Source organism: Mesorhizobium sp. WSM2561 (assembly GCF_000513915.1).
GTDB lineage: Bacteria > Pseudomonadota > Alphaproteobacteria > Rhizobiales > Rhizobiaceae > Mesorhizobium > Mesorhizobium muleiense.
Window position 1 is genome coordinate 72,236 of record NZ_AZUX01000016.1, and the last position, 19,878, is coordinate 92,113.

Here is a 19,878-nt window from a genome sequence, read left to right on the forward strand (position 1 = left end):
CGATGTGCATAAAACAAAGTTACGCGGGCCCGGCTCTCGGGCCGCGCACGCAAGGAGCCGTCGAACGCCATGCAGAACCGGATCGTCCTCGGCATGGCAAGCCTTTGCCTCGGCGTTCTGGTGTTCTCGCTCCAGGATCCGCTGATCAAGGCCGTATCGGGCACCTATCCGGTGACCGAGGTGATGGCGATCCGCTCGATCGTTGCCCTGCCCATTCTTCTCGTGCTGGTTCATGCCGATGTCGGGCTCAGGGCGATCTTTTCGAAGCGGTTTCGCATGTTGACGATGCGCGCCTTGATCCTGTTCACCTCCTACACGCTCTACTACCTGGCGATCGCCGCACTGCCGCTCGCCGACGCGGTGGCGCTCTATTTCATGGCACCGCTGTTCATCATGGCGCTTGCCGGCCCCTATCTCGGCGAACGGGTAGCGGGGCAGACGCTGTTCACCGTCATGGTCGGCATGCTCGGCGTGCTGGTGATGCTGCGACCCGGTGCCGGGCTGTTCGACTGGGCGGCGCTGCTGTCGCTGGCCTCGGCGGTGCTGTACGGTTTTTCGCAGGTGATGGCCCGCAAGATCGGCGACACCGAATCATCCACGGTCATGGCGTTCTATCAGAACGGCGTCTATCTCCTGGGCGCTGCAGCGGTCGCCGGGCTGTTCTGGCTGGCAGGAATGGCTCATGCCACGCATCCGAGCCTCGAATTCCTGGTCAGGCCATGGATCTGGCCGACGTCAATCGACTTCCTGACGATGGCCGCCTGCGGCGTCGTGGCTTCGGCCGGGATGATCCTGTTGTCGCAGGCCTACCGGCTGGCGCCGGCCAACGGCGTCGCCACCTTCGAATACACCGGCATCATCTGGTCGCCGCTGTGGGGCTTCCTGTTCTTTGCCGAAGTGCCTCGATCGACCACCGTCATCGGCGCCGCCCTCATCATCGGCGCCGGTCTGTTCGCGCTCAACGCCAGCCGGCGCAGCGGGCCGGCAATCGCAGCGACCTGCGATCCGGCCTGACCGCGCTCGATCTTAAGCGAAACAGGCGAGCGCCTGTTCGACGCGCGCGCGGATTTCGGCCAGCGTGAACGGCTTCTGCACGACGTCCACAATGACGCCGTTCAATTCCTCGGCGCGCTCGCGCTGGTCGGCATAGCCGGTCATCAGCAAGATCTTCATCGCCGGGAAAAGCGATGCAGCCGCCTTGGCCATTTGGATGCCGTCCATCTCCGGCATCCGGATATCCGAGACGACAAGGTCGTAGCCGCCACGTGCAGCGCGGATCAGGGCAAGCCCTTGCGCGCCGTCGGCGGCGATGTCGATCATATGGCCGGCGCGTTCGAGCGCGCGAGCGGCGAGGGTGCGGACGGATTCATCGTCCTCGACGATCAGGAGCTTTGCCATAGCGGAATTTTGGCGTGGAAAAGTTGACTTTTCCTGAACCGCAACCGCATCGAAGATAAATCTAGGCGTCGCCCTTGACGACGCCGACAAACGGCAGTTCGCGAAAGGCGTGGGCGACATCCATGCCGTAGCCGACGACGAAATAGTCGGGGCAGTCGAAGCCGACATAGTCGGCGTTGAGCGCGGTCTGGCGGCGCATGCGCTTGTCGAGCAGCACGGCGATGGCGCAGCTTTTGGCGCCGCGCGACAGCATCAGGTCGCGGGTGAAGGACAGCGTCTTGCCGGATTCGAGGATGTCGTCGATCAACAGCACGTCTCGGCCGGCGACCTCATTGTCGATGTCGCGCAGCACCCTCACCTCGCCGCTGGTGGTGCCGGCGCCGTAGCTGGAGATGAAGATGAACTCGACCTCCGGCGACAGGCCGACATCGTGCATGGCTCGGATGAGGTCGGCGGCGAAGATGAACGATCCCTTCAGCACCGAAATCACCAGAAGGTCGTGATAATCGTGCCCGGCGATCTCCTTGGCGAGCTCCAGATTGCGGCGGGCGATCGCCGACGCCGAAAACAGGACCTCGATATCCTTGCCGCGCACGACTGGCATTGGCTGCCCTTCCAGAAATGACCGCCGCTAATTGGCGAAGGTGACCGAGACGGTCTTGACCCCGTTTCTAGGCACGTCGAGCCGGCTGGAAAAGCCAAATCTTTCGCCGGGCGCCAGCGAACGGTTAAATGGCGCCAGCCTATAACGGGTTGTGCGCCTGTCATTGCCGGTGATCCGGACTTCCAGCGGTGGCAATGGCGACGGGCTGGCGCCGTCGTTCGCGGCCTCGCCACCGACGAACAGGACAGGTTGCGGCCCGGACGCATCGATACGCGACGTAACGCCTGAAATGGTCAGGGCAGCGCCCGCTTGTCGCGCCGCCAGAAGAAGCGGCGTCTGGCGCACCAGCGCGTGCCCGCCCGAGATCCAGAAGGCTGCAAACGCGGCACTGAGGCCGGCGATCCAGAAGATCGGCCCGCCGCGCGACGCCCGCAGCCGTTCCATCGCCGCAACCGGCTTGCGCAGCATGTCCATGCCTTTGATCGATGGCGTGGTGATCACGCGCAAAAGCGGCGGTGAAACGCCCGTGCTGGCGGTTAAACGCGGCAGCACCTCGTAGTCGGCGTCGACGATGTCACCGGCCGGATCACGCATGATGCGTTCCGGCGCAGGATTTGCGGCCGTATCGGTCATGATTTCGCCGGAAACCGGGCGCGCGGTTCGATCGTCAGCCATCGCGACCCCAGCACTTCGCACTTGTTCGCTCTTCGTTTCTTATGCGTAAACGGAAATGGTTAACGTTTCCCCCGGAAACCCCTTGTGACGCGCCCAAAAAACCCCAAAATTAACCGCCGGTTAACCATGCCGGCCGATGGTCTTTTCTCAGAGAAGGCTGCCTCGTCGCCGCCGCAAGTTTCAGGTCGTCGAACGTGATCCGCTTCGAAAATGTCGGCCTCCGCTATGGCATGGGTCCGGAAATCCTCCGCGACATTTCCTTGCACATACCGGAGCGCTCCTTCCAGTTCCTGAGCGGCCCTTCGGGCGCCGGCAAGACGACGCTGCTGCGGCTTTTGTTCATGTCGCTCAAGCCGACGCGTGGGCTGATCACCATCTTCGGCAAAGACCGCTCGCGCATCTCGCGCGCCGAGCTGCCGTATCTGCGGCGGCGCATCGGCGTGGTGTTCCAGGACTTTCGCCTGCTCGACCACATGACGACCTATGAGAATGTGGCCTTGCCGCTGCGCGTGCGCGGGCGCGAGGAGGCCAGCTACCGCACCGATGTGACCGAGCTCTTGAAATGGGTCGGCCTTGGCGAGCGCATGCATGTGCTGCCGCCGGTGCTGTCGGGTGGCGAGAAGCAGCGCGCCGCAATTGCCAGGGCGCTGATCGAGCAGCCCGAAATCCTGCTTGCCGACGAGCCGACCGGCAATGTCGATCCGCCGCTGGCGCGACGCCTGTTGCGGCTGTTCATCGAACTCAACCGGCTGGGCACCGCCGTGGTGATCGCAACGCACGACCTCGGCCTGATGGAACAGGTCGACGCACGCCGCATGATCCTGTCCGGCGGAAGGCTGGATATCTATGACTGACCTTTCCGCTCGCCATCTCGAAGACCAACACGCTGAGAGGGCCGGGACGCAGCGCGTTCAGCGCAAGATGGCGCCGATCGTACCGGCGCAGAACATCGCCGGCCGGGCGCTGGTCCTGGTGATCGCCATCATGACGTTCCTCTCCTGCCTGACCTTCGGCGCGGTGACGCTGGTGCGCGACACCGCCTCGGTCTGGGAGAACCAGATCTCACGCGAGGCGACGATCCAGATCAAGCCGATGGACGGCCTCGACATCGAGGCTGCACTTGCCCAGGCCTCGCAGATCGCCGGCGAATTTCCTGGCGTGAAGAGCGCCAGGATCGTCGACCGCGATGCCACGGCGCGGCTTTTGGAACCCTGGCTGGGTTCGGGTCTCAACATCGACGAGCTGCCGGTGCCGCGTCTGATCATCGTCACCATAGACGAGACCAACCCTCCCGATTTCGCCGCAATGCGCGCCGCGATCACGCCGAAACTGCCCAGTGCCTCGCTTGACGACCATCGCACCTGGGTCGACCGGCTGGTCGCCATGGCCCGCACCACGGTGACCATCGGCATCGCCGTGTTGGCGCTGATGCTGGCGGCAACCGTGCTGACCGTGGTGTTCGCGACGCGCGGCGCCATGGCCGGCAACGGCCACATCATCGAGGTGCTGCATTTCGTCGGCGCCGAAGCGCGCTTCATCGCGCGCGAATTCCGCCACCACTTTCTCGTCACCGGCATGAAGGGCGCCGCCGCCGGGGGTGCGGCGGCGGTGTTCGTCTTCATCGTCTTCTCGTGGTGGTCGTCGCGAAACATGGCGACGCCGCAGGCCGATCAGGCGACCGCCCTGTTCGGCAATTTCGCCATCGGTTCGGCGGGCTATCTCGGCGTTGTTCTCATGGTGCTGGTCATCGGTGCGCTGACGGCGGCAACCTCCCATGTCACCGTCGTCACCTATCTCAGCGACATCGATGTCCGCCAGCCGGACGCAGGGTGATCACGAATAGAGAATTAGCGTAACGAAATTTGTGCTTTCCGACCTACTAAACGCCGTATTTCGGAGTTAACGATAAGGACGATGGACGCGCGCGACTCGACCGGAATGGCTGGACAGTTGCCCTTGGTGATCACGCGTTCAAGCGAGCGCGTCAAGCGCGGCCGATTGGCGAGCGCGCTACGCATCTCAGCTTTCTTTCTGCTCGTGCTGGCAACGTTGTTTGCCGGCGGGTTCGGCTGGTTCGCCAACACCGTCAGCCGTCTCGCAACGCCCGCCAATCCGGCAAGGGCCGATGCCATCATCGTGCTGACCGGCGGCCATTCGCGTCTCGACGCGGCCATGGGTCTGCTGGCGTCCGGCAAGGGCGAGCGGCTGCTGATCAGCGGCGTGCATCCTTCCGCCAGCCGCCGCCAGCTTCAGGTCGCGACCCGCGGCGACAAGGAATTGTTTTCCTGCTGCGTCGACATCGACCGTGCCGCGCTCGACACGATCGGCAATGCCGAGGAAAGTGCCAAGTGGGTGGAAGACCACGCCTATGGCACCGTGATCCTCGTCACCAACAACTATCACATGCCGCGCAGCCTGCTGGAAATGGGCCGGCTGCTGCACAAGGCCAAGCTCGAGCCCTATCCGGTGGTCAACAGCAATCTTGGCAATGGCGGCTGGCTGACCAAGCCGAGAGCCTTGCGCGTGCTGTTCACCGAATACAACAAATATCTGCTGGCGCTGGCGCGTGGCATCGTGCCGGTCAAGCCAACGCCAACCGGCATCGCGCTGGCCGAGGCTGTTGCGCCGAACTGAGCCGATCTGGAACCGGCAGCGCTATCATTCCTTGAGCGTGGCGCTTGAGACGCTGCGCAGCCGCGCGATCTCCTGTTCGAGACGTTCGATACGCTTGTCCCGCTCGGCCAGCGCCGCCGCCACATCGGCCGCTTCGAAACGCTGTGGAATGTGCTGCGGGCAATTGGAATCCCAGGCCGAAACCGTGAACAGGATGATCTGCTCCGGGCGCGCCTTGTAGCCTTCCGGCATTAGCTTCGCCATCAGTTCGGCGTCCTGCTCGACGACCCGCGCGCTGCCCCAGATCTTGATGCGCTGCCGATGCGCATAGTCGATCAGGAACAGGAAAGCCCGCGGGTTGTCGTCCAGATTGCCCTGGGTGATGAATTGCCTGTTGCCGGAGAAATCGGCGAAGCCGATCGTCCGCTCGTCAAGCACCTTGAGGAAGCCGGCCGGCCCGCCGCGATGCTGGATGTAGGGCTGGCCCTCACCATTGGCCGTCGACAGGAAGACGCTGGTCTGCGCCTCGATGAAGGCGGCGAGATCGGGCGTGATATCAGCTGGCCAGCTGCCGCGCTGTTCGACGCGGGTATAGGCCTCGCGTGAGCCTTTGCGAGCCTGGATCGCCTTGACGGTTGGCGTAAAGGCGACATCGCTGGTGAAGACGTGAGCATTCATGGAAGGCCTCCTTTGAAGCAGAGCTGCGAGCCAGAGCCAGCGAAGAGATAACGCCTTCCATCTTCCGGATGCAGATGGCATTAATGCAAAAAAGCCTTCCAATTTCCGGGAGAAGTATGGATCGCCTCGAGGCCATGTCACTTTTCGTCGCCGCGGTGGAGGCCGGCAGCCTTTCGGCCGCCGGGCGCCGTTTCGGCATCCCGCTTGCAACGGTCAGCCGCAAGGTCTCCGACCTGGAGCGGCATCTGAAGACGCGTCTTCTGAACCGCTCGACGCGGCAGCTGACGCTGACCGACGCAGGTCACGCCTACCTCGCTGCCTGCCATCGCATTCTCGACGAGGTCGGCGAGGCCGAGCGGACCGCCGCCGGCGAATACAGCGCGCCGACGGGCGAACTGATCGTCACCGCACCGATCGTCTTTGGCCGCCTGCATGTGCTGCCGGTCGTCACCGGCTTTCTCGCTGCCTACCCCGACGTGGCTATTCGGCTGATGCTTGCGGACCGGATAACCCAGTTGACCGAGGAGCACATCGATCTCGCCGTCCGCATCGGCGTGCTTCCCGACTCGAGCCTGGTGGCCACCCGCATCGGCTCGATCCGGCGCGTTGTTTGCGCGAGCCCGGCCTATCTGGCCGAGCACGGCACGCCGGAGACGCCGAAAGACCTCGCGGCACACAACTGCGTCACCTTCGAGGGGCTCACCGCTCCCGCCGCATGGACTTTTTCCACGGGCAAGACCGACCTCACCGTTCCGATCCGCTCACGGCTTCGGGTCAACACCGCGGAAGCGGCGATCGATGCCGCGATTGCCGGGATCGGGTTGACGAGGGTGCTTTCCTACCAGATCGCAGCTGCAGTGCGGTCGGGCACCCTCCGCGCCGTGCTGGAGGCATTCGAGCCGCAGCCATGGCCGGTCAGCCTCGTGCATGCCGGCCAGGGTCTGCTGCCGGTGAAACTGCGTGCGTTCCTCGATTTCGCCGCCCCACGCCTGAAGAAACGGCTGGTGCAAGCGACGTGGCAGGCCTGACGAACGGATCGCGGCTTCATCAAGGCGGATAGATATCTGGCCATCGCACCGTTTCCTTTTTGCCCGCGCTTGGTGTAACCAACGCACACCTCCTCACCGGGCTCTTCCCGCATGCTTTATGTCCGCTCGCTGGCGTTCAACTTCGTCTTCTACGTCAATCTGATCGTCCAGATGATCCTCTGGACCCCCTACTATTTCCTGTCGCCGCGCCACCGCGCCTGGTTCGTGCCGAAATTCTGGTCACACACCAGCATGTGGCTCTATGACAAGATCGCCGGCACCAAAAGCGAGATCACCGGCCAGGAAAACCTGCCCGAGGGTTCCTTCATCCTGGCGCCGAAGCATCAGTCCTTCTGGGACGCGATCGCCTTTTTCCCGTTCCTGCAGGATCCGATCTACATCCTGAAGCGGGAACTGACCTGGATCCCGTTCTTCGGCTGGTATATCCTGAAAATGCGGATGATCCCGGTCGACCGCGGCAGCCGCTCGAAGGCGCTGAAAGCGGTGGTCGCCGCGACCAGGCAGGAACTGGCGCGCAATCCCCGCCAGCTGATCATCTATCCCGAGGGCACGCGCCGGGCGCCGGGCGACGAGCCGGCCTATAAATACGGCATCGTCGAGCTCTATACCCAGCTTGGCATTCCGGTGGTGCCGGTCGCCCATGTCGCCGGCCTCTACTGGCCGCGGCGGAAATTCCTACGCTATCCCGGCACGATCAAGGCCCGCTTCCTGCCGCCGATCCCGGCGGGTTTGGGCAAGGAGGAATTCATGGAACGGCTGATCGGCGAGACGGAAGCCGCCTGCGACCAGCTGCTCATCGAGACGTCCCAGGCGCCAAACCCGCCGCCAATGCCGCCGACGGCGGTAAAGCGGCTGGGGGAACTTGGCTCCGATACCCCGACCTGAACCATCTAAGCTTGCGGCACTGTCCCCCTAGGGAATCACAGCCAGCGCCGTGGTCAAAACCAGTGTTGCCGCGAACGTCAGATTGATGACCCGCGAGGCCAGCGGCTTGCGCAGGAAGCGCGCAAACGCTGCCCCTGCGAGAAGCCACAGGACATGGATGGCGACGATCATCGAAGCGAGGACCGCCAGCCTGAGCCCTGCATCGAGCTCACCGGCGGACGACGTGCCGGCAAATACGGCGGCAATCGCCACATAGGCTTTCGGGTTGGCGACGGCCAGAAGAAACCCGCCGAGGAATGTGGGATGTGCCGCCCCGCCGCTACGCGCTGCCAGAGGCGGGGCCGTTGCTATCTTGAAGGCGAGGTAGAGGATGTAGGCTGCGGATGCCACCGCCAGGAGCGGTGGGAGCGTCGGCACAGAGGCGAGCATGGTCGTAATGCCCGTCGCCACGACCAAAAGCACGGCGACCGTACCAAGAATGATGCCCGAGGCATAGCGGAGCGAATCGCCCAGGCCGAAGGCGGCGCCGACCGCGGTGACGCTTATCGTCGCCGGCCCCGGACTGCCCATCACGACTGCCGATGCCAGCACAAGCGCGAGCAATTGCTGCCATAGTTCCGGATGGGAAAAGACCTGTTCGGCCATCTGTATACCAGTATCCAGGCGCGATGCCGGCAATGGTATGGCAGGGCACAGCAGGCGTCTTGAACGATCGTGCAGGGAGCGTTCCGGCGCGGGCCGCGCCCGGTTCTTGGCTGCTGTTTGATCAAGCCACCGCTTCGCGCTGGCGTCTAAGCACTCGCGCTGTCGAGCTCGACGATATCGTCCGGACCGAACTCCAATGATGCGGCGCGGACGAGGCTGTCTACCTGATCCAATGTCGTGGCACTGGCGATCGGCGCGGTGACGCCGGGCCGCGCAATCACCCAGGCGAGCGCCACTTCCGCCGGCTTGGCCGCGTGACGCGCCGACACGGCGTCGAGTGCCGCCAGGACGCGCATGCCGCGCGCGTTGAGATAGTTCTTCACGTCGTCGCCACGCGCGCTTTTGCCGAGATCGGCCTGGCTGCGGTACTTGCCGCTCAAAAACCCTTTGGCGAGGCTGAAATAGGTGATGACGCCGATATCCTCGGCCATGCACAGATCGCGCAGCGGCCCATCGAAGGAGGCGCGGTCATAGAGATTGTACTCCGGCTGCAGTACCGCATAGCCCGGCAGGCCCCGCAAGCTTGCCACGTCGAGCGCGGCGCGCAACTGGCCGGCGTCGAGATTGGAGGCGCCGACATGGCGGATCTTGCCCTTGTCGAGCAGCTTTTGGTAGGCGCCGAGCGTTTCCTCGTAGGGGGTGGCCGGGTCCGGCCAGTGCGACAGATAGAGATCGACGACATCGGTCTGCAGCCGCTTCAGCGACGCATCGATGGCCTTTTCGATATAGGCGGCGGAGAGGTCTTTCCTGCCCTGCCCCATGTCCGACCCGACCTTGGTGATCACCACGACCTTGTCGCGATTGCCGCGGCTTTTCACCCATTCGCCGACGATCGTTTCGGATTCGCCGCCCTTGTTGCCGGGAACCCAGCGCGAATAGGCATCGGCGGTGTCGATGGCGTTGAGGCCGGCGCCGACGAACCGGTCGAGCAGGTCGAAAGAGGTTTTCTCGTCGGCGGTCCAGCCGAAGACGTTGCCGCCCAGAACCAGCGGCGCGATGGACAGGTCGGTTTGACCGAGACGACGTTTCTGCAAGGCTGATCTCCGTGAGGAAAGGAAAGAAGCGGGCTAAAAGCCCCGTGACCGGCTTAACCTATGGCGGGCCGCACCGACGTCAAAGGGCCGGCCGACTTTTCCACTGACCAGCGTTTCACAAAGGCGCGAGCCGACGCGCCACCTCTTCCAGCCAATGGTCGCGGATCCCCAGCGCCTCGAGGTGCTCCAGCGTGCTGGACACGTAGTCCTCATTCTTTCCCGACTGGCCGACGGCGCCGCGAACGACGCTCGCCGCATCGGCCGCATCGAGCGCACCGGCATATTGCTCGTGGCTACGGTCGACGACATAGGCGACAGCCTCGACCGTCTCGCCTCCGCCCGTCTCGCCGCCATTCTCGCCCCCACCCTTATCGGCCCCACGCGTGTCCCCCTTGTCGAGGCGAATGCTAAGCATGCGCTCGAGATAGACATTGGTGACCAGCTCGCGCTCGCGCAGATAGGTGATGACCTCGTTGCGCAGATCGCCGGGGACGCGGAAAGCCAGCCCGATGCAGGAGCCGCCACGGTCGAGGCCGAGCACCAGGCCGGGCCGTTCGCGCGTGCCGCGATGAACGAAGGAGTATACGCACAGCGAGCGGCGGTAGCCATGAAGGCGGGCGCGCCGCGTCTCGACATGCGCAAATCCCGGCCGCCAGATCAGCGAGCCGTAGCCAAAAACCCAAAAATCGCCCATATCGCCAAGCCTGGTTGCAGCACCGCACTGGAATCGGTGTTTTTTCAATCCGTCTCCGTCTACCCGATCTTGCCGGAAACGACAGTCCCCTCTGAACACGCGCCAACGAGAGCCGCAGTATGACGTCAAATGACGAACGCCCGCCGAATTTTCTCCGCCGGCTGTTCTGGCTCGGCGTTTTCATCGTCGTGCTGTTCGGCCTCTACAGCGCCGGCTGGTTCTACCTGGCAGACAAGGTCAAGAGCGAAGCCGGCAAAGCGGTGGCCGAGCTCAACGGCAATGGCATCGAGGCGGATTGCGTCAATCTCACGGTCAGCGGCTATCCCTCGAGCTTCGCCATTTCCTGCGACAGTCTGGCTTATCAGGACGACAGCAGGGACGTCGCCGCCTCGCTCGGCAGCCTCAAGGCAGTCACGCACATCACCCAGATCCTGTCGCCTGGCGCCGATCTGCGGGGGCCGCTCAGGACCTCCGTGCCGGGGATGGCGCCGCTGTGGATCGACTGGGATAATCTGCGAGCGAACGTCAAACTGTCCTGGCCCCTGCCCCGCCGCGTTTCACTGCAGGCAGAGGCTCTGTCAGCCCAGACCGATCCGGCCGATGGCACAGATCCGGTCGAGTTGTTCAGCGCTGGGACAGCGGCCGGAGAATTGCGTCCGAACGGCCAGGACATCGACTATGCCGGGAGTTTTACCGACCTCGAAATCGATCCGGGCGCGATCGATGGCCGCGTGCTGCCGCCGCTCGACGGCGGCGGCGACGTGACGCTGAAGAACGGCGTGGCGCTGATCAAGACACAAACAGAGAGCCTTCGCGGCCAGGCGGTGGATATCGGCAAGCTCGATTTGTCGTCGGGAAGCGCGCGCGTCACCGTTTCCGGACCGGTTTCGATCGATGCCGACGGGCTGATCGACGCCGACCTGATGATCAGGCTCAGCGATCCGAAGGCGGTGGCGGAAATCCTCGGCAAAGCCATTCCCGAGCAGAAGAGCCAGATCAAAACCGGCTTTGCCGGGCTGGCGCTGCTTGGCAATGAACCGTCGATGCCGCTCAAGATCGTCAAGGGCAAGGCCTCGCTCGGTTTTATCCCGCTGGGCAGCATCGAGCCGGTCGATTAGGCGATGATTGCGAACCTCCAGTTCGGAGAGACCATGGCCAAACAGGAAGATAGATGAACCGCCCGGTGAAGCTCCTGAGTGTTGGCGCGCTGACGCTCGATACGATCCTTCGCGTCGACACGCTTCCGGCGCGTCAGGGCAAGTTCATCGCGTCCGACGGCGTCCAGATCGCCTCGGGCATGGCTTCGAGCGCTGCCTGCGCCGCACGCCGCCTCGGCGCGGAGGTATCGCTGTGGGCGAGCGCGGGAGACGACCTCGTCGGCGATCAGCTGATCGCCGGCATTGAGGCCGAAGGCGTCGATTGCAGCTTTGTCCGGCGCGTCGCCGGCGCGCGGTCGGCACTGTCGGCCATCCTGGTCGACACGCATGGCGAGCGCATTATCGTTCCGTTCTATGACAAGCTCGCCCAGGCCGACCCCGAAGCGCTCCCCATTCAGGATCTCACCGCATTCGACGCCGTCCTGGTCGACGTGCGCTGGCCGGGCGCGGCAGCTCTGGCCCTGACGGCGGCGCGCGCAATCGGCCGTCCAGCCATACTCGACGCCGACACCGCGCCACGGGCCGTGCTGGAACGGCTGTTTCCGCTCGCCTCGCACATCGTCGCGTCGGAGCCGGCGGCGTTCATCCTCTGCGGTGAGGAGCAAGGCCCGCAGGAGGCCGCTGAGACGCTGGCCAGACGCACCGATGCATTCGTAGCGGTGACCGGCGGCGCAGCGGGAAGCTGGTGGTTCGACCGCTCGTTGGCGTCGGTGCGCCACGTCGCGGCGCCAAGGATCAAGGCAGTGGATACGCTTGCCGCCGGCGACGTGTTTCACGGCGCCTTTGCCGTCGGGCTGGCCGAGGCGATGCCGATCGAACGGACATTGCGGTTTGCCAGCGCCGCCGCCGCGCTCAAATGCCTGCGCTTCGGCGGCAGGCTGGGCGCGCCCGACAGGGCCGAGGCACTGGCGATGATGGCGGCTCACTGGCCGGATTGAGCGCGCGGCGGCCTTCAAATCGGATGGTACCGCCGCTCTATCTTTTGCCTGAGCATCCGAGCCAAAACCGGTACCCACGTTGTGCGTCCGATGGCTCTATCCCTTGGCCGGATGCTCGACTGCCTGCCGGCCAAAGTCCGGCACGTCGATGTCCTGACCGGCCTCGATGATCGAGCGGCGCACGGCGCGGGTGCGGGTGAACAGGTCGAACAGCTTTTCGCCGTCGCCCCAGCGGATCGCCCGCTGCAGCGAGGCCAGATCCTCCGAGAACCGCGCCAGCATTTCGAGGATGGCATCCTTGTTGTGCAGGCAGACATCCCGCCACATCGTCGGGTCGGAAGCGGCAAGGCGCGTGAAGTCGCGAAAGCCGGAGGCCGAATATTTGATGACCTCGGACTTGGTCACCGACTCCAGATCGTCGGCGGTGCCGACGATGTTATAGGCGATGATGTGCGGCAGGTGCGAGACGATGGCCAATGTCATGTCGTGATGCTGGGGATCCATCGTATCGATGTTGGAGCCGCAGCGGCGCCAGAATTCCGAGAGCTTTTCCAAGGCGGCCGGATCGGTGCCGGGCAACGGCGTGAAGATGCACCAGCGGTTTTCGAACAGTTCGGCAAAGCCGGCGTCCGGACCCGATTTTTCAGTGCCGGCCAGCGGATGGCCGGGAATGAAATGCACGCCGGCAGGCACATGCGGCTGCATCTGCGCGATGACGGACGCCTTGGTCGAGCCGACATCGGTGAGGATGGCGCCCGGCTTCAGCGCCGGCGCGATTTCCTCGGCGACCTCGCCTGAAGAACCGACCGGCACCGAAACGATGACCAGGTCGGCATCGCCGACCGCCTCTTTCGCATCCGTCGTGTAGGAGGAGCCGAGGCCGAGTTGCTTCGCCCGCGCCAGCGTCGTTTCGCTGCGCGTCGAGATGGCGACGTGACCGGCAAGGCCTTCGCGATGGATGACGCGGGCCAGCGACGAGCCGATCAGGCCGATGCCGACCAGCGCGATCTTTTCGAACCTCGGTGATGTCATGGTGTTCTAGCTTTTCAGAAATGTCGCGAGGGCGGCGACAACGCCGCGATTGGCCTCTTCGGTGCCGATGCTCATGCGCAGCGCATTCGGGAAGCCGTAGCCGGAAACGCGCCGCAATATGTAGCCGCGCGCACAGAGGTAATCGTCCGCGGCTGCCGCAGAATGTTTTTTGTCCTCGGGAAAGTGGATGAGGACGAAATTGCCGACGCTCGGAGTCACCCGCAGTCCGAGCCTGGTCATCTCCTCGCTCACCCAGGTCAGCCAGGTCTCGTTATGCGCCACGCTGCGCTCGACATGGGCGCGGTCGCGGATCGCGGCAATGCCGGCCTCGATCGCGGTCGCGTTGACGTTGAAGGGACCCCGCACCCGGTTGATCGCATCGATGACATGCAACGGTGCGTACATCCAGCCGATCCGCGCGCCGCCGAGGCCGAGCTTGGAGAAGGTGCGGGTCATGACCACGTTTTCCGCGCCAGCCACCAGTTCGACGCCGGCTTCATAGTCGTTGCGGCGGACATATTCGGCATAGGCTGCATCAAGCACCAGAAGCACGTTTCGAGGCAGGCCGGCATGCAGGCGGCGCACCTCCTGGAACGGCAAATAGGTGCCGGTCGGGTTGTTGGGATTGGCGAGGAAAATGATCCTGGTACTCGCCGTCACCGCAGCGAGGATCGCGTCGACGTCGGCGCGCTCACTGGTTTCCTTGACCGAGACCGGGACAGCACCTGCCGACTGGATGTAGATCTTGTAGACCATGAAGCCGTGTTCGGTGATCACAGCCTCGTTGCCGGGTGCGAGATAGGTCTGCGCAAGCAGGCCCAGAATCTCGTCGGAACCATTGGAACAGACGATGTTCGCCGGATTAAGGCCATGCACCTCGGCGATCGCCTCCCGCAGGCGCCTGGCGGTGCCGTCGGGATATATGTCGAGCTTGGCCGCAACGTCGCGCGCGGCTTCTATCGCCTTCGGCGAGGGGCCGAGCGGATTCTCGTTCGACGACAATTTATGGACCTTGGCAACGCCGGCCGGCGCCGTGCTTTTGCCCGGCACATAGGCTTCGATGTCCATGATCCCCGCGCGGGGCGTTGGACGTGCCTGATCCGATGCCTGGTTCATATTGCAAAAATCCGTCGAGAACGCTTCCGCTGCTCCAACGCGATGCGAATTTCGGATCCGCCACACTGGAAGCCGCCGCGGAAATACAAGCCGTGGCCTGGAATGTCGAGAGGCGGCAATGATCGGTGCGTGACTGGCCGTTGACGCCGAGGCGCGCCGGTCCTAAAGAAAGGCGAAATCCCGTGGTGATTTGGCCGGTCGGCTTGCAGCCACGTTAAACAACTCGCTAAAGGGCCGTTTGCATCCTGTAACCGGCTTTGCGAAGGCAATGCCGGTTTTTTGTTGTCCGCAGCCGGCCGGACAGTCGCATCGAGCCGAAAATCGCAATCGACTTTCGGAAAACACGATGGGTTAATGTAAGAGGATGCGATGGTCGCGCTGCGCACGAAAAGAACCAACAACGAGGCCGTCGAGCCGTCGAGCCCGGTGTTGCGGTTCGGCGCCGACAAGCCGCTCAAGCTCGATGCCGGCACGCTGCTGTCACCGTTCCAGATCGCCTACAAGACTTACGGCACGCTCAACGACGCCCGCTCCAACGCCATCCTCGTCTGCCATGCACTGACCGGCGACCAGCATGTCGCCAGCACCAATCCAGTGACCGGCAAGCCGGGCTGGTGGGAAGTGCTGATCGGCCCCGGCAAGATCATCGACACCAGCCGCTTCTTCGTCATCTGCTCGAACGTCATCGGCGGCTGCCTCGGCTCGACCGGCCCCGCCTCGACCAATCCAGTCACCGGCCACCCCTACGGGCTCGACCTGCCGATCATCACCATCCGCGACATGGTGCGGGCGCAGTTGATGCTGGTCGACCATTTCGGCATCGAAAAACTGTTCTCGGTGCTGGGCGGCTCGATGGGCGGCATGCAGGTGCTGCAATGGGCGTCGAGCTATCCGGAGCGCGTTTTCTCGGCGCTGCCGATCGCCACCGGCGCGCGCCATTCCTCGCAGAACATCGCCTTCCATGAGGTCGGCCGGCAAGCGGTGATGGCCGATCCCGACTGGCATGGCGGCAAATATTTCGAACAGGGCAAGCGCCCGGAAAAGGGACTGGCCGTGGCGCGGATGGCCGCTCACATCACCTATCTGTCGGAGGCGGCCCTGCACCGGAAATTTGGCCGCAACCTGCAGGACCGTGAAGCGCTCACCTTCGGTTTCGACGCCGACTTCCAGATCGAGAGCTATCTGCGCCATCAGGGCATGACCTTCGTCGACCGCTTCGACGCCAACTCCTATCTCTACATGACCAGGGCGATGGATTATTTCGACCTCGCCGCCGACCATGGCGGCCGGCTCGCCGACGCCTTTGCCGGCACCAAGACCCGTTTCTGCCTGGTCTCCTTCACCAGCGACTGGCTGTTCCCGACCGAGGAGAGCCGATCGGTCGTTCATGCGCTGAACGCCGCCGGCGCCTCGGTGTCCTTCGTTGAGATCGAGACCGATCGCGGCCACGACGCCTTCCTGCTCGACGAGCCGGAGTTGTTCGCCGCCATCAACGGCTTCATCGCCTCGGCGGCCCGCGCCAGGGGGCTCAGCACATGACCCCTAAAGATTGCAGCCTTTTCGAACCGGCATCTTGCGCCAGGCAGCAGCGCATGACGCCTGAAGTTTGCAGGCTTTTCGGATCAAGGTCATGCGCCAGGCATCAGCGCATGGCCCCGAAAAGTTGCAGACTTTTCGGATCAAGGTCATGCGCCAGTCAAGAGGCACGATCATGAGTGTCAACCACGCCCAGCGCGTCGACCTCGAAGTCGTCGCCGATCTCATCCCGCCGCAGTCGCGGGTGCTGGACGTGGGCTCCGGCGATGGTCTGCTGCTCGAATTGCTGCAGGCGACGAAGCAAGTCGACGGCCGCGGCATGGAACTGTCGCAGCGCGGCGTCAACGAATGCGTGGCGCGCGGACTGTCCGTCATCCAGGGCGACGCCGACAAGGACCTCAAATTCTATCCCGACAAGGGTTTTGATTTCGTCGTCCTGTCGCAGACCTTGCAGGCGACCCGCAACCCGAAGCTGGTGCTCGACGAATTGCTCAGGATCGGCAAGCACGCCATCGTCTCCTTCCCGAATTTCGGCCATTGGCGGGTGCGCCTTTCGCTGTTCGTCGAAGGGCGGATGCCGGTGACCAAGGACCTGCCCTATTCCTGGTATGACACGCCCAACATCCATTTCTGCACCATCCGCGACTTCGTCAATCTCTGCGAGGAGCTTGGCGCAACAGTGGAAAAGGCAACCGCGCTCGACGCCAATGGCCAGAAAATCGGCCTGTCGATGCCATGGTGGTTCTGGAATTTCTTCGGCCAGCAGGCGGTGTTCCTGCTGAAGCGATAACGGCGACCCGTCGCTTCGGCCAGCCGGCCCGAGTCCGGAGACATCCGGGACTGATCGCCATTCGTCGAGGTCTAGCGATCAAGTTCCGGAAAATACGGATCGGAGAAAAACCGCCGACCGCGCTCGCCTTGCAAACAGTCGACCGGTGCTGCCGCGTCGACCGGGACGGACCCGGGATCGGCATTGGGACGGGCATTGGGATCGGCAACACCGCTGACCTCGAGGACCAGCTTGCGGCGTATGGCGGTCACGAATTCCGAAGCGGCATAGACCGGCAGCACGAAGGAGCCTGGCCCGCCTGTGACGCACTCGGCATAGTATTGGTCGAGATGGCTGAAGCTGGGCGACGGGCTGATCAGGATCGGCAGGCCATTGATGACGATGCCCTTTGCTATCGCGGCGTCACGTGTCGTGGTGACGGGCATCCCGATATTGTTGGGACCATCGCCTGAGATGTCGATGACGCTGCGCGTCGCGTCGAAGGCGGCTCCATCCAAAAGCTTGGCGCCGAAGGCGAGCGCACCGGAAATCGAGGTGCCGCGAAAGCTCCTGAACGGGCGCGCCTCGATCTTGTCGGCGAATGCCTCGGCGCTCTCGGCATCGTCGATGACCTGCCAGGCAATGACCGCGTCGTCGCGGACGGTGCCTGCCCATTCGAAATAGGCCAGCGCAACGCGGCCGGTCACGCCCGAACGCACCGCATTGATGAAGTCGGGGTGGCGCAGCGCCTTGACATAGCCGGCGCGCTGCAGGGCGAATTCCTTTTCGTCCATCGAGTGCGAGATGTCGACCGCCAGCACCAGTTCGACGTCCACGGCAATGGTGTCGGCAGGCGCGGCCAAAGGTGCTGGCTGGGCACGGGCAAGGCAGGCAAGCAGGCTGACGCAGGTCGCCCAAAAGCGCGCAGCGGTTTTGGGGTAACGACAAGCATCGAAGCAAAGACTCAAAGCGTGTCGCATGAATCTCTTCACCAGGACGCGCTTTCAGCGCGTCAAGCATAGGTCCAACGCCGCAGGCTTCCGAACGATGCCGGCAATCTTTCGCCGCGATCACGGCAAAATAAAGCTTGGCTGTACCGCCGGCTATGCCTGTTGGCGGGCTTTGGCGACGGCCGGGGGTGGTTCGATCGCGCCGGCCCTGACGCGAACTGGCTTGAGAGCCGGTCGCTCGAAATCTTTCACGATCGCCAATGAGCGCGGGAAGAATTCAACATTGTGCTGGCCACGGCCGATATTGAGGATCGCGGCGTCGGCAAGACGTGCCTCCAGCATCGACAGCACCCGCCGCAGCGTCACGCCGTCGAACGTGTCCAAAGCCTCGTCGATGATCACCCATTTCGGCTGCCGCAAGACCAGCCGGGCAAAGGCAAGCAGGCGCTGCTCGTCATCGCTCAATTCGCGCTCCCAGCGCGCCGACCGGTCGAGCGAGGATGACAGCCGCCCGAGACCGACCTCGGCAAGCACCGCCGAGATCTCGGCGTCGCTGACCGCCGCATCGGCGTGGTCGAGCACCTCGCGCAGCGTGCCGAGCGGGAAATAGGGTTTTCGGGGAACGAAGGCCGGCACCTCTCCGGCCGGCATGCCAATCCGCCCGCTTCCCCACGGCCACAGACCGGCAATGGCGCGGAAGAACAGCGTCTTGCCAGCGCGCGGATCTCCGGTGATCATGACGCGCTCGCCGGCACGGATTTCGACATGCGGCTCGGCGAGCTTGGTGCATCCATCCCGCGACGCAACCTCAAGGTTCTCGAATGTCAGCCTGCCGTCCGGATTTTCGCCGAACTCGATGCGCCTCTCGGTGTGGTGCAGCACATCCGTTTCAACGAGCGCGATGCGGAAATCGGCGACGCGCATCAGCGTGGCGCGCCAATCGGCGATGCCGCCGATATTGTTGATGAACCAGCGCAACGAGGAATGCACTTGGTTGAAGGCGCCGACAGCCATCATCAGCCCGCCGAAGCTGATGTCACCGGCGAAATAGACCGGCGAGGCGACGAGGATCGGCGCGACGACAGTGATCCAGCCATAGGTGTCGGTCACCCAGGAAAGATTGATCTGGGCGCTGTAGATGCGCCGCATCGCGCCCAGCACCGTGCCGAGGTCGAGCTCGAGCCGCCGTCGCGCGTCGGCCTCGCCGTGCGCAAGCGCGATGGCATCGACATTCTCGTTGACGCGGACCACCGAGGAGCGGAGCTCCGCCTCGCGCGTGTAGCGGTCGCTGTTGAAGCGGATGAGCGGCCGTCCGACCAGCCAGCTCAGCCAGGAGGCGGTGCCGGCATAGAGGATCGCGGCCCACACCATGTAGCCCGGAATGGCCAGCGAATAGCCGCCGACATGGAAGACGAAGCCGGAAGACAGCGACCATAGGACGCCAACGAACGAAACAAGCAGAATGAACGACTGCAATAGTCCGATGCCGAGACCGGTCGAAAGATCGGAGAGATGCCCGGCATCCTGCTGCAGGCGCTGGTCGGGGTTGACGCCGATGGCGCCGGCGTTGGCGAGCCGGAAAGCCCGCGCCGGCCGCATCCATTCACCGATCAGATCGACGGTCAACGCCTCACGCAGCTTCAGCCGGATCGTCTGGTCGAGCCAGGTCTGGCCGACATTGAGCACCACGAGCCCGCCGGCGATGGCGGCAAACACCAGAAGCTGGTGCAGGAAGCCCTGCATGTCGCGCCGAGCCAGCGCGTCGTAAAAGGGCTCGTTCCAGCGATTGAGCAGAACCTGCCCGATCGAGGTTGCCACAATGACGGCGACGATGCCGAGGCAGGCCCAGAGCAGTTGTTTGCGGATCGGCGACGTCGCCAGCGCCAGCCTGATTGTCGCCAGCTGGTCGCGCAGGCTGCTGGCTTCGACCGACGCGGCAATCGGCTTGGCGCTGGCCTCGAAATCCGGATGATCAGCCATTGATGAAGACCCTTCGCAAGCGGTGCTGAAACCGGTGAGCAAGTCGACTCAATCGGGTACCAAAC

At 63.9% G+C, this 19,878-nt stretch carries 21 protein-coding genes and 1 riboswitch; of the genes, 10 read left to right on the forward strand and 11 right to left on the reverse strand.

Annotated elements, in window-relative coordinates:
• Positions 1–69: 69 nt before the first annotated feature.
• Positions 70–1,014 (forward strand): DMT family transporter, encoded by a 945-nt coding sequence (locus M727_RS0115085; RefSeq protein WP_027153385.1) that lies wholly within the window; start codon positions 70–72, stop codon positions 1,012–1,014.
• Between the two features lie 12 nt (positions 1,015–1,026).
• Here the strand turns inward: M727_RS0115085 and M727_RS0115090 are convergent, their stop codons facing one another.
• The 3 genes from M727_RS0115090 to M727_RS0115100 form a co-directional block, all read right to left on the reverse strand.
• Positions 1,027–1,398 (reverse strand): response regulator, encoded by a 372-nt coding sequence (locus M727_RS0115090; protein ID WP_027153386.1) that lies wholly within the window; start codon positions 1,396–1,398, stop codon positions 1,027–1,029.
• A 61-nt stretch (positions 1,399–1,459) separates the two neighbouring features.
• Positions 1,460–2,002, reverse strand: a complete 543-nt coding sequence (gene hpt / locus M727_RS0115095; RefSeq protein WP_027153387.1) for a hypoxanthine phosphoribosyltransferase — start codon at positions 2,000–2,002, stop codon at positions 1,460–1,462.
• A gap of 27 nt (positions 2,003–2,029) precedes the next feature.
• On the reverse strand, positions 2,030–2,677 hold the full coding sequence (locus M727_RS0115100; RefSeq protein ID WP_027153388.1) for a hypothetical protein: 648 nt from the start codon (positions 2,675–2,677) through the stop codon (positions 2,030–2,032).
• 194 nt (positions 2,678–2,871) lie between these two features.
• Here M727_RS0115100 and ftsE point away from each other — a divergent pair, with 194 nt between their 5' ends.
• From ftsE to M727_RS0115115, 3 genes are all read left to right on the forward strand, one after another.
• On the forward strand, positions 2,872–3,531 hold the full coding sequence (gene ftsE / locus M727_RS0115105) for a cell division ATP-binding protein FtsE (protein WP_027153389.1): 660 nt from the start codon (positions 2,872–2,874) through the stop codon (positions 3,529–3,531).
• Positions 3,524–4,510, forward strand: a complete 987-nt coding sequence (locus M727_RS0115110; RefSeq protein ID WP_027153390.1) for an ABC transporter permease — start codon at positions 3,524–3,526, stop codon at positions 4,508–4,510. Before ftsE ends, M727_RS0115110 begins: the two co-directional genes overlap by 8 nt.
• A gap of 81 nt (positions 4,511–4,591) precedes the next feature.
• Entirely contained in the window at positions 4,592–5,311 is a 720-nt protein-coding gene (locus M727_RS0115115) for a YdcF family protein (RefSeq protein WP_036262300.1), read from the forward strand.
• Positions 5,312–5,335: 24 nt separating this feature from the next.
• Here the strand turns inward: M727_RS0115115 and M727_RS0115120 are convergent, their stop codons facing one another.
• A complete protein-coding gene (locus M727_RS0115120) occupies positions 5,336–5,968 on the reverse strand; it encodes a pyridoxamine 5'-phosphate oxidase family protein (protein ID WP_027153392.1) in 633 nt (210 codons plus the stop codon).
• Between the two features lie 116 nt (positions 5,969–6,084).
• Between M727_RS0115120 and M727_RS0115125 the strand changes: the two genes are divergently transcribed.
• Together M727_RS0115125 and M727_RS0115130 are read left to right on the forward strand one after the other, a co-directional pair.
• Positions 6,085–6,996 carry a LysR family transcriptional regulator gene (locus M727_RS0115125; protein WP_027153393.1) on the forward strand — a complete coding sequence of 304 codons (912 nt, stop codon included), beginning with the start codon at positions 6,085–6,087 and terminating at the stop codon, positions 6,994–6,996.
• 111 nt (positions 6,997–7,107) lie between these two features.
• Positions 7,108–7,902: a 1-acyl-sn-glycerol-3-phosphate acyltransferase gene (locus tag M727_RS0115130; RefSeq protein ID WP_027153394.1), complete on the forward strand. Its 795-nt coding sequence runs from the start codon at positions 7,108–7,110 to the stop codon at positions 7,900–7,902.
• 27 nt (positions 7,903–7,929) lie between these two features.
• Here M727_RS0115130 and M727_RS0115135 read toward each other — a convergent pair whose 3' ends face one another.
• The 3 genes from M727_RS0115135 to M727_RS0115145 form a co-directional block, all read right to left on the reverse strand.
• The gene (locus M727_RS0115135) at positions 7,930–8,547 is read right to left on the reverse strand and encodes a LysE family translocator (RefSeq protein ID WP_027153395.1); all 618 of its coding nucleotides are present in this window, start codon (positions 8,545–8,547) and stop codon (positions 7,930–7,932) included.
• 146 nt (positions 8,548–8,693) lie between these two features.
• A complete protein-coding gene (locus tag M727_RS0115140) occupies positions 8,694–9,641 on the reverse strand; it encodes an aldo/keto reductase (RefSeq protein WP_027153396.1) in 948 nt (315 codons plus the stop codon).
• 115 nt (positions 9,642–9,756) lie between these two features.
• Positions 9,757–10,335 (reverse strand): gamma-glutamylcyclotransferase, encoded by a 579-nt coding sequence (locus M727_RS0115145; RefSeq protein ID WP_027153397.1) that lies wholly within the window; start codon positions 10,333–10,335, stop codon positions 9,757–9,759.
• A 119-nt stretch (positions 10,336–10,454) separates the two neighbouring features.
• On the opposite strand from M727_RS0115145, the gene M727_RS0115150 reads away from it, so the two are divergent.
• Both M727_RS0115150 and M727_RS0115155 read left to right on the forward strand, forming a co-directional pair.
• A complete protein-coding gene (locus tag M727_RS0115150; protein WP_027153398.1) occupies positions 10,455–11,453 on the forward strand; it encodes a DUF2125 domain-containing protein in 999 nt (332 codons plus the stop codon).
• A gap of 53 nt (positions 11,454–11,506) precedes the next feature.
• Positions 11,507–12,430, forward strand: a complete 924-nt coding sequence (locus M727_RS0115155; protein WP_027153399.1) for a sugar kinase — start codon at positions 11,507–11,509, stop codon at positions 12,428–12,430.
• Between the two features lie 96 nt (positions 12,431–12,526).
• Here the strand turns inward: M727_RS0115155 and M727_RS0115160 are convergent, their stop codons facing one another.
• On the reverse strand, positions 12,527–13,462 hold the full coding sequence (locus M727_RS0115160; RefSeq protein WP_027153400.1) for a prephenate/arogenate dehydrogenase family protein: 936 nt from the start codon (positions 13,460–13,462) through the stop codon (positions 12,527–12,529).
• Positions 13,463–13,468: 6 nt separating this feature from the next.
• Positions 13,469–14,578, reverse strand: a complete 1,110-nt coding sequence (gene hisC, locus M727_RS0115165; protein WP_027153401.1) for a histidinol-phosphate transaminase — start codon at positions 14,576–14,578, stop codon at positions 13,469–13,471.
• A gap of 172 nt (positions 14,579–14,750) precedes the next feature.
• Positions 14,751–14,828, forward strand: a riboswitch (SAM riboswitch).
• A gap of 119 nt (positions 14,829–14,947) precedes the next feature.
• On the opposite strand from hisC, the gene M727_RS0115170 reads away from it, so the two are divergent.
• Together M727_RS0115170 and metW are read left to right on the forward strand one after the other, a co-directional pair.
• A complete protein-coding gene (locus M727_RS0115170; RefSeq protein WP_027153402.1) occupies positions 14,948–16,117 on the forward strand; it encodes a homoserine O-acetyltransferase in 1,170 nt (389 codons plus the stop codon).
• Between the two features lie 172 nt (positions 16,118–16,289).
• On the forward strand, positions 16,290–16,904 hold the full coding sequence (gene metW / locus M727_RS0115175) for a methionine biosynthesis protein MetW (protein ID WP_023797197.1): 615 nt from the start codon (positions 16,290–16,292) through the stop codon (positions 16,902–16,904).
• 71 nt (positions 16,905–16,975) lie between these two features.
• Here metW and M727_RS0115180 read toward each other — a convergent pair whose 3' ends face one another.
• Together M727_RS0115180 and M727_RS0115185 are read right to left on the reverse strand one after the other, a co-directional pair.
• Positions 16,976–17,863, reverse strand: a complete 888-nt coding sequence (locus M727_RS0115180) for a DUF1194 domain-containing protein (protein ID WP_084646740.1) — start codon at positions 17,861–17,863, stop codon at positions 16,976–16,978.
• A gap of 123 nt (positions 17,864–17,986) precedes the next feature.
• Positions 17,987–19,813 (reverse strand): ABC transporter ATP-binding protein/permease, encoded by a 1,827-nt coding sequence (locus M727_RS0115185; RefSeq protein ID WP_027153404.1) that lies wholly within the window; start codon positions 19,811–19,813, stop codon positions 17,987–17,989.
• Between the last annotated feature and the right edge of the window lie 65 nt (positions 19,814–19,878).